The organism is Indiicoccus explosivorum, assembly GCF_002167005.1.
Classification (GTDB): Bacteria; Bacillota; Bacilli; order Bacillales_A; family Planococcaceae; genus Indiicoccus; species Indiicoccus explosivorum.
This window is the reverse complement of record NZ_NHTN01000067.1, coordinates 23,430-32,937: the sequence shown is the minus strand read 5'-3', so window position 1 is coordinate 32,937 and position 9,508 is coordinate 23,430. Positions and strand designations below refer to the sequence as shown.

Genomic DNA, 9,508 nt, shown 5'->3' with positions numbered 1-9,508 from the left:
ACAGCTGTGCAAGAAGATTTTACCACTGCGCCGATAGACCAACAATGACAATTTTACAGAAAATAGACTGTTTTTTGATATCCGATCCGGCGACCGTCATGTACCTCGCATAAAACGCTACGTTTGCAGGCTGAAACATAGCGGATGCTGTTTCGACAGCGCGGGTCCCTTTCTTTATTCTGAATTCACCCGGGAATAAACCAGCCAGTGCACGGCTGAAGGGACAGCGCAATGGAAGCGTTCGAGGAAGTGGCGGCACAGTATGAGCCGATGATTTCGGCGGTGATCCGCCGGTTGAATATTTATAGGGATTTTGAAGAGTTCCGGCAGGCAGGAAGGATTGCGTTATGGCAGGCATGGGAACGGTTCGATGGAACGAAGGGGGATTTCACTCCATTCGCTTACCGGTCGATCCAGGGAGCGATGCTCGATGAACTTAAGCGGGAGGCAAAACGGCTGGAACGGCTCGTCTCAGGGGAGGAGGAATGGCTCTCACAGCTTCCGGCGGCTGAAGAAGCGCACGAAGACATGCCGGAATGGCTGGAAACACTGGCGCTGGCGAAAGACGAAGAACTGCTGCTCCGCCAACTGTTCCTGGAACGGCTGACGATCAAAGAAGCGGCGGAGGCGGCGGGCATCTCGCCGGCTGGCATCAAGAAACGGCGGGAGCGGCTGCTGCTGAAACTGAAGGCGCAGCTCCATGAAGCGGGGCGGGCGGACTGAGATAACAGGAAAAGACGGGGCTGTCCGGACAGCCCCGTCTTTTCTATGCTGCTATTTTTGTTCGGCCGCCAGGCGTTTTCGAAAAACGCCGTGAATTCTTTCGAACGTTTCAGAATGGTGCCAGCTGAGACGCCGAACTTTTCGCTCAGTTCTTTCTGCGTCATCATTGTGCCTTCGATCATTTTCTGATCCTGCAGGAAGCGCCAGAAGCCGGCGACGAGTGTTTCCGGCTTTTGGACAGCGGGCTTTTCGCTCGTCAGGTAATTGGAAAGGATGCTTGTGATGTGTTCTTTCGTCTCATCACTGTAATCCGTTCCCTCCAGATGCTTTTCGAGCTCCGCCATGACCGCCTGCTGGTCTTCGGGAACTTCGCTCTCTGCTTTTTGGGCGGCATTCGAATACTTGACGGCTGATTCGACCGCGCTCAAGTAATGGCCCGCAAGATAATCGGTGCCATCCATATCTGCCGCTGAAGCCGCCATGCGGAATTGTTCGAGGAACGGTTCGAAATCCCCGACAATCGTCAAGTAGCCGTTCAGGAACAGCCGGCCGTTCTCGCCTGCGCGCGGGTCCGGGAGCAGGATGGCGATGAGCCCCTGGCCGTTCTCCATGTCTGTCGGCGGCTCGTCGGTCATGGTGTACGTCCGGCCGTTCAGCGCGCTTGTCAGTTCGCCGGCTTCCGCATTTCCGCCTGCGTACTGGCCGAGGAACAGTTCGACGTCTGTCCACGTGCTGAGCACTTCTTTCGTCGTCGGCCGCTGGGCGGCTTCCGCCTGTTTTGTAATGAATCCCTGCCATAGGTCCGGCCGTTCGGAGAACAGGAAATTCTCGATGACGAATGCCTGGGCATCCGTTTCGCCCATTTCTTTCATCAGCCGCGGCTGCCATTCCTGCTGAAGCGCCCGGAATTCCTGGATTTGGTCCCGCCCAGGATACTCCGAGAAAAACTGCTGCCGGACTTTGAAAAGTTCTTCATTCACGAGATTTTCAACGGAGGTCGTCTGCTGGACGCCTCCATGGCATTTCTTGTATTTTTTTCCGCTGCCGCAAGGGCACGGATCGTTGCGTCCTACCACAAAATCACCCAATCTGTCATTTTTCCTACCAGTGTACCATACAATGGCGGAGCGCTCAAAAGTCGGAGGATTCCGACGGCTGTCAGCCGGACAGCCGGACGTCCAGGGAATCAAGGATGTGACGCGGCACGAAAAAACGGACTGTCACGAGCGGGTCCACGACCTGGCTGATCTGCACGTGGCAGGCGGCACTCATAAGCATGGTCATTTCACTGACGGACAGGTCGGTATGCGGAAGCAGGAAGTCGATCATTTCCTCCGTCGCGGTCTTGACCGCTTCGTCCAGCGTCATCGCGGAAACAAGGAGCGCTATTCCGCCGTCATTGACGAGAAGCGGATAATTCAAGTGGAGGTTCTCCTCAAGATCGAAGGTGACGGTCACACGGCCCGGAACTTCGATGCCGGAAACACTGACTTCCCCATCTCCCATCGCGGCGTGGAAATCGCCGGCTGCAAACAGCGCCCCTTCCGTGAATACCGGGAAGTAAAGCGTTGCGCCTTCGTTGATCTCTTTCGTATCCATGTTGCCGCCATGGGCACCGGGTGTGCCGCACGATACCGGTTCGCCTTCGGGGGCGACACCAATCACGCCGATCATCGGATTGAGCGGCAGCCGGATGTTTTCGCTGAACACCGCCTTTCCGTCCTGGATCGGTACGATTTTCGATTCCATCTTTTCCATCCGGTGACCCATGACGCCGAGGTCGGGACCGGTCACCATGACCCCCTGTGAGCCGATCTCCAGCTTATCGATCGTCACTTTCAGCGCATGGCCCGGTTTCGCGCCTTCAATAAATACGGGGCCTGTCGCCGGATTGATTTGGTTCCAGTCGATCTGTGCCACTTCCTGATCGGCGGATTGGATCTGGTCGGTGAAGCAGTCATACGTCTCCAGGGTCACTGTTTCGCCGGGTGATACACGGAGTGCGGGTTCGTTCGCTGCGGAAAATGCGTAAATGGTTTTCTGTCTGTTCAGTGTCTGCATTGATGGCGCCTCCTGTCGGATTATTTTGTTTATTGTACCAATCGGTGGCTGCAAAGGCAAAAGTGGCAAGGAAAGCCTGTGTCCGATAGTATAGGAAGAAAGAACGGAGGGATGCGGTTGGATCTGTTCAAAAAGACGGTAAAACGGTTTTTTCGCGATCACTATTATGACAGGGCGGCGCAGACGGCTTACTACTTTTTGGTGTCGGTCATCCCGTTCCTGATCTTCATGCTCTCGCTGGTCAGCTACCTGCCCGTCAATCCGGACGCGGTACTGAATTTCATCGAGCCGTTCGCACCCGGGGAGACGCTGTCGCTGATCGAAGAAAACGTGACGGACATCCTGTCGGCCGGAAAAGGCGGCATCCTGTCCATCTCGCTGATCGGAGCGTTCTGGGTCGGTTCGATGGCGGTCCAGTCGCTTGCGCGGACATTGAACGCGGCATACGGAGCGCCGAGCAAACTGCCGTTCCTGAAGGGGCTGGCGAGGGATCTGGGCATCACTCTTCTGTTCATGTTCATCATTCCCGTCTCCCTGTTCCTGCCGTTCATCGAACAGAGTCTCAAATGGGCGGCGGATTATACAGGTATCTTCGAGGAATTCACGGGGACGATCTACATCTGGCGGACAGTGAAATGGGGATTGGGTTCGATCTTCATTTTCCTGTTTTTCCTCGTCTTTTACCGGATCGTCCCGAATCAGCCGACACGGATCCGGTCCGTGCTGCCCGGCGCCATCCTCTCGACGGTCGCCTGGCAGGGGGCATCGCTCCTGTTCGGCTATTATACGGAAAGCGTCAGCTATTCCCGCCTGTACGGCCAGCTCGCGGGGATTATCGTCCTTGTCGGCTGGTTTTATCTGACGGCGACGATCGTGCTGTTTTCCGGACTTCTGAACGCGGAGTACTTACGGAGGCGGCAGGAACGGCGCTTCCACGCCCGTCTGGAGACCCGGGAACCGGCGGACTGATCCGCAAATCCGAATGAAAGCGGGGGATGGAGATGAAAGTGGCGGTCCTGTCGCATAACACGATGGAAATGGAAGGGCTGAAATGGATTGCCGCTTCCCATATGAACGGCGTCGAACTCGTCCCGGGCTGCGAAGGACCGGCGGACTGCTATGTCGTGGACATGGACATATGGAGCGAGGAACTGGAACGGATGCTGTCCGGCAGCCCCGCTCCGTGGATCGGGATCGCCTCCGACCGGACGTTCCAGACGGCGTACCGGGCGCTGCAGGGGCACGCCGAGAATCTCCTGTTCCGTCCGTTCGATCCGATGGCATTCGTCCGGCAGCTCCAGCAGATCCGTTTCCGGCTTCGGAATGAAGCGTCCCGCGGCCTCAAGAATGTCCCCGCGCCCATCACTTACCCAGACTTGTTTTCAGGTTCGAAACCGGCGGATGGGGTGACGATGGCCGCGTTCGCCCTCGGTGAAACGGAGGCCGTGCCGGCGCTGCTGGATGCCCTGCTGCGCTATCCGTTCGGCCGGGGAACGGAAGTGTTCGCGCTCTCGGACTTTGTTCTCCTCCTTTATTTTTCGGAAGACGCGGAGCTGTGCCTGACGGAATGCCGGGCATTCGCGTCCGCCTGGAAAGAACGGGCCGATGCGCCGCTGTCGGTGTTCGTGAACGGCTGCAGACGGGAGACGGTGAAGGCGTATTATCAGGGGACCCGCGAATTGATCGGACTGATTTTCTATGAAAGTTTCGACCTCGTCTCTCTGGAGGGCCGGCCGCCCGAATGGCAGACGCTCGACCCGTTTTTAAGTCCCATCGAGCAGCGCGTCTGGATCGAAATGCTGCAGCGCAGGGAAACAGCGGCAATGAAACAGTGGCTCGAAGAGGAGTTCCTCACGTTTTCCCGGCCGTACCCGGATCCCGGGATGATCCGCGTCAGGCTGACGAGCGTGCTTGCCCAAGTCCGGCGCTATATGAAGACAGCGGATTTGGATCCGGCGGAATGGGACGCACCGTACCGCCATGTGTTCAGCAAAGTTCTCAGGGAGCCGGTCGTCTACCGGATCGTCCAGGCGCTGTCGCTCTTCATCGCGGATCTTTTGGAAGCACCGGAAGCGCATCCGGAGAGCGGAAAGAGGTTCGCGGAAAAGGTCCTTCAGCGGATCGAAGCGAACTACTGGGATACAGGATGGAACCTCGCCGCTTGTGCGGAGGAGCTGCAGCTGAATAAAAGCACGCTCAGCCGGCGGTTCCGGGAGCGTGCCGGGCGGAAGTTCCAGGATGTCCTCCTCGAGACGCGCATCCGGGAAGCGAAGCGGCTGCTGCGGGAGAGCAGGCTGCCGCTCGAGGAAGTAGCGAGACTCAGCGGGTTCTCGCGCGCTTCTTATTTCAGTTCGGTATTCAAGAAGACAGAAGGGCGATCGCCGTCCGATTTCCGAAAAGAGCTTTGAGGCTCTTTTATTTGTGCTCATTTTAGGATCGGGGGTGAGAATGGCCGTTTTGCAGTGAGGAGCCTGCTGGGAAGACGAGGGGGAACCAGTTATAGCGGATAAACGGAGAATAACGCGGATAAACGAAAAATAACGCGGATAAAATGAAAATATAGCGGATAAAACGAAAATATAGCGGATAAAACGAAAATAACGCGGATAAAACGAAAATAACGCGGATAAAACGAAAATAACGCGGATAACTGCAAGTCAGATCCGCCGCCTGTCCTCCAATGAACGGGAAACCGAAAACGATAGCAGTAAATTGAAAAGCAGAATCAATTAAATGAAAATATTCCGCCGTCAAACAAAACAAAACGAAAATTATAAAATAAATCGAAATAAAATACAGCCGAAAAGCCAGTAAACTGAAAATAACGACAAAGGAGGCAGACAGAAATGAAAACGCTTGCAGAAAACAAAGTGATCCGCTACAGGGGAACGGAACTCCACACGAAAGGCTGGCAGCAGGAAGCGGCGTTGCGCATGCTGATGAATAACTTGGACAGGGACGTGGCAGAGCGGCCGGAAGATTTAGTTGTCTACGGGGGGATCGGGAAAGCCGCCCGAAACTGGGAAAGTTTCGATGCGATCGTAGAGGCGCTGAAGAAGCTCGAAAATGATGAATCGCTCCTGATCCAGTCCGGCAAGCCGGTGGCGGTATTCAAAACACACCGGGACGCGCCGCGCGTGCTGATCGCCAATTCCAATCTCGTGCCGGCATTCGCCGATTGGGACACGTTCCACGAACTCGATAAAAAAGGGCTGATCATGTACGGGCAGATGACGGCCGGCAGCTGGATCTACATCGGCTCGCAAGGAATCGTGCAAGGCACCTACGAAACGTTCGCCGAACTGGCGAAACAGCATTTCGGTGAATCACTGAAAGGGACGATTACGGTCACAGCCGGCCTTGGCGGCATGGGCGGCGCGCAGCCGCTTGCCGTCACGATGGCAGGAGGGGTGTGCATCGCGGTGGAAGTCGATGAATCGCGGATCGACAGGCGCATCGAAACACGCTATACAGACGTAAAGACGGACTCGCTCGAGGAAGCGATCCGGCTGGCGGAAGAAGCGAAGGCGAAAGGGGAGGCGCTGTCGATCGGGCTGCTCGGCAATGCGTCGGAAGTGCTCCATGACATGATCAGCCGCGGATTCATCCCTGATGTACTGACAGACCAGACGTCGGCGCACGATCCGCTGAATGGCTATATCCCTGAAGGCATGTCGCTTGAAGAGGCAGCCGAACTCCGTAGCGCGGATCCGTCGGAATACATCCGGCGGTCGAAAGCATCGATGACGAAGCACGTCGAAGCGATGGTCGAGATGATGGACCAGGGCGCCGTCACATTCGATTACGGCAACAATATCCGGCAGGTCGCGAAAGACGGAGGCTTCGCCCGGGCATTCGATTTCCCGGGATTCGTCCCCGCCTATATCCGCCCGCAATTCTGTGAAGGGAAAGGGCCGTTCCGCTGGGTGGCCCTGTCCGGCGATCCGGAAGATATCCGGAAGACGGATGAAGTCATTTTGCGGGAATTCAGCTACAACACACACTTATGCAATTGGATCCGGATGGCGCAGGAAAAAATCCAGTTCCAGGGGCTGCCGTCGCGCATCTGCTGGCTTGGATATGGCGAACGGGCGAGATTCGGCAAGATCATCAACGACATGGTGGCGAGCGGTGAGCTGAGCGCGCCGATCGTCATCGGCCGTGATCATCTCGATTCCGGATCCGTCGCGTCCCCGAACCGGGAGACCGAAGCGATGAAGGACGGTTCGGACGCAATCGCAGACTGGCCGATCCTCAATGCGCTCGTCAATGCGGTCGGCGGGGCGACATGGGTGTCCCTGCATCACGGCGGCGGTGTCGGCATGGGATACTCCATCCACTCCGGCATGGTCATTGTGGCGGACGGCACGAAAGAAGCGGAAGCGCGTCTGGAGCGTGTGCTGACGACCGATCCGGGCATGGGGATCGCCCGCCATGCGGACGCGGGATACGATTTGGCGAAACAGACAGCAAGAGAAAAAGGCGTCAACATACCGATGCTGGACAAAGGGACTGAAGTTGATGAATAAACCCGTTTGGATCAAACACGCGACGCTTGCCACACTGAAAGGTGCGGACGGGCCACGGACGAAAGAAGCGATGAACGACCTCGGACTGATCGAAGACGGCAGCATCTGGCTGCAGGACGGAATCGTTCAGGCGATCGGCACGACAGCTGATCTGGAAAATAAATTCGGTACACGCACGGCTGAAGCGGAAGTGGTGGAAGCGGACGGGCGGCTCGTAACGCCTGGCCTCGTCGATCCGCATACGCATGTCGCCTATGGCGGCAGCCGGGAAGGCGAGTTCGAAAAAAGGCTGCAGGGCGTCTCTTACATGGACATCATGAATGCCGGCGGCGGCATCCACGCAACGATGCGGATGACGCGTGAAGCAACGGAAGACGAGCTGATCCGCCAGACGCGGCGCCGGCTGGATGCGTTTCTGAAGCACGGCGTGACGACCGTCGAAGGCAAAAGCGGCTATGGCATGGAACTGGAGACCGAACTGAAACAGCTGCGGGTGATGAAGCGGCTGCAGGAAGAACATCCGATCGACCTCGTGCCGACGTTCATGGGGGCGCATGCGGTACCTGCTGAATACAAGGGCCGGGAAGACGAGTATGTCGATTATCTGATCGATGAGATGCTGCCGGCCGCTGCGGAACTGGCGGAATTCAACGACGTGTTTTGTGAAAAGAACGTCTTCACGCCGGAGCAGTCGGAGCGCATTCTGGAAGCGGGCAAACAGTACGGCCTGACGCCGAAGATCCATGCGGACGAAATCGTGCCGTACGGCGGAGCGGAACTTGCCGCGAAAGTCGGCGCCATTTCGGCGGAGCATCTTCTGAAAGCGTCGGATGAAGGGATTGAAGCGATGGCGGAAGCCGGGACGATCGCCTGCCTGCTGCCGGCGACAGCGCTGTTTTTACGTGAGGAAGCGGCGAAGGGACGGGATATGATCGACGCGGGTGTGGCGGTCGCGATTTCGACCGACTGCAATCCGGGGTCATCGCCGACCGTCTCCATGCCGCTCGTCATGAATCTCGCCTGCATCCTGATGCGCATGACACCGGCCGAGGCGCTGACAGCGGCTACTTATAACGCGGCCTGTGCCATCAGCCGTCAGGACCGGGCGGGATCGCTCGAGGAAGGGAAGCAGGCGGACGTCGTGATGTGGGACGTTTCGTCTTATCAGGAACTCCAGTATTTATTCGGCGTGAATCACGTGAAGACGGTGTGGAAAAACGGGAAGCGTGTTGCCGGATGAGCTGGCTGAAGAAACGGCAGTGGACATGGCAGGCGGAAGGTGACGTGACGCACGTGCACCAGTGGGTGAAAACGCAGGGGGACGCGGATGTCGTGCTGTTCGGCGCCCCGCTGTCGCGGTCGTCGATCTCTGCGTCGGCGGCTTCCGAATATCCCGAAGCGTTCCGGCGCATGTGGAAAAAGTACAGCGTCTACAACCTGGATGAACGGATCGACCTGACCCGGCTTGCGGTCCGGGATGCGGGTGACGTGGAAATGCACATGACCGATATCCCGGAGTCGCACCGGCGGATTGAGTCGGCGGCGGAAGAAGTGGCGGCGGGCGGCGAAATCACGTGCATGATCGGCGGTGACCACTCGACGACGGCGTGCGCGGTGCGCGGCGTGAAAGCGGCTTTTGCGGATGAAACGATCGGCATCCTGCAGCTCGATACCCATCTCGATGTGCGCGACCCGGGCGAACTCGGACCGGCGAACGGCACGCCGATCCGCCAGCTGATCGACGGCGGCGCGGTCAAAGGTGAACATGTGGCCAACATCGGCCTTCACGGCTATTTCAATGCAAAACCCCTCGTCGAGTACGCCGATGCGCACGGTATCCGGATGACGACGATGCGGGAAGCGCGCAAGAGGGGGATCACCGAGACGGTGCAGGATGCCATCGTTTATTTGAAAGAAAAAGGGGTTACGCGGATTTACGCGACGATCGACATGGATGTGCTCGATATCAGCGCCGCACCGGGGGTTCCGGCATCGACGCCGGGCGGGATGAAGGCGGAAGAGCTGTTCGAGGCGCTGCTCGGAATCGGCAAGTGTCCGGACGTGCGGCACATCGATTTCGTCTGCCTCGATCCGCAGAAGGACAATCATGTGGAAGCCACGGTGAAGACAGGGGTGTACGCGTGGCTGCAGTTCATGACAGGGGTTGCACTGAGGGGACAATAAAATAAAGGGAG

The 9,508-nt window shown here is 57.6% G+C and carries 7 protein-coding genes and 1 pseudogene; 6 read left to right on the top strand and 2 right to left on the bottom strand.

The features are described from left to right. Nucleotides 1–231: 231 nt before the first annotated feature. Nucleotides 232–723, top strand: coding sequence for a sigma-70 family RNA polymerase sigma factor (locus CCE92_RS14945; protein ID WP_088009355.1), 492 nt, complete (start codon nt 232–234; stop codon nt 721–723). Nucleotides 724–1,736: 1,013 nt separating this feature from the next. Here the strand turns inward: CCE92_RS14945 and CCE92_RS16325 are convergent. Next, nucleotides 1,737–1,799, bottom strand: a pseudogene (locus CCE92_RS16325) (SEC-C metal-binding domain-containing protein); the annotation flags it as partial. An 82-nt stretch (nt 1,800–1,881) separates the two neighbouring features. After that, the gene (locus tag CCE92_RS14935; RefSeq protein WP_088009353.1) at nt 1,882–2,784 is read right to left on the bottom strand and encodes an acetamidase/formamidase family protein; all 903 of its coding nucleotides are present in this window, start codon (nt 2,782–2,784) and stop codon (nt 1,882–1,884) included. Nucleotides 2,785–2,901: 117 nt separating this feature from the next. Here CCE92_RS14935 and CCE92_RS14930 point away from each other — a divergent pair, with 117 nt between their 5' ends. The 5 genes from CCE92_RS14930 (at nt 2,902) to CCE92_RS14910 (ending at nt 9,497) form a co-directional block, all read left to right on the top strand. After that, nucleotides 2,902–3,753 carry a YihY/virulence factor BrkB family protein gene (locus CCE92_RS14930; RefSeq protein WP_241536074.1) on the top strand — a complete coding sequence of 284 codons (852 nt, stop codon included), beginning with the start codon at nt 2,902–2,904 and terminating at the stop codon, nt 3,751–3,753. Nucleotides 3,754–3,785: 32 nt separating this feature from the next. After that, entirely contained in the window at nt 3,786–5,192 is a 1,407-nt protein-coding gene (locus tag CCE92_RS14925; protein WP_162287894.1) for a helix-turn-helix transcriptional regulator, read from the top strand. A 438-nt stretch (nt 5,193–5,630) separates the two neighbouring features. Beyond that, the gene (hutU, locus tag CCE92_RS14920; protein WP_088009347.1) at nt 5,631–7,313 is read left to right on the top strand and encodes a urocanate hydratase; all 1,683 of its coding nucleotides are present in this window, start codon (nt 5,631–5,633) and stop codon (nt 7,311–7,313) included. Further along, nucleotides 7,306–8,553, top strand: coding sequence for an imidazolonepropionase (gene hutI, locus CCE92_RS14915; protein ID WP_088009345.1), 1,248 nt, complete (start codon nt 7,306–7,308; stop codon nt 8,551–8,553). The genes hutU and hutI overlap by 8 nt, the downstream gene beginning before the upstream one ends. Beyond that, on the top strand, nt 8,550–9,497 hold the full coding sequence (locus CCE92_RS14910; protein WP_088009343.1) for an agmatinase family protein: 948 nt from the start codon (nt 8,550–8,552) through the stop codon (nt 9,495–9,497). Before hutI ends, CCE92_RS14910 begins: the two co-directional genes overlap by 4 nt. Nucleotides 9,498–9,508: the final 11 nt, after the last annotated feature.

Excerpts from the sequence above, each read along its gene's own strand:
- CCE92_RS14945 (WP_088009355.1), top strand. The coding sequence starts at position 232 with ATGGAAGCGTTCGAGGAAGTGGCGGCACAGTATGAGCCGATGATTTCG.
- CCE92_RS14935 (WP_088009353.1), bottom strand. The coding sequence starts at position 2,784 with ATGCAGACACTGAACAGACAGAAAACCATTTACGCATTTTCCGCAGCG.
- CCE92_RS14925 (WP_162287894.1), top strand. The coding sequence starts at position 3,786 with ATGAAAGTGGCGGTCCTGTCGCATAACACGATGGAAATGGAAGGGCTG.
- hutU (WP_088009347.1), top strand. The coding sequence starts at position 5,631 with ATGAAAACGCTTGCAGAAAACAAAGTGATCCGCTACAGGGGAACGGAA.
- hutI (WP_088009345.1), top strand. The coding sequence starts at position 7,306 with ATGAATAAACCCGTTTGGATCAAACACGCGACGCTTGCCACACTGAAA.
- CCE92_RS14910 (WP_088009343.1), top strand. The coding sequence starts at position 8,550 with ATGAGCTGGCTGAAGAAACGGCAGTGGACATGGCAGGCGGAAGGTGAC.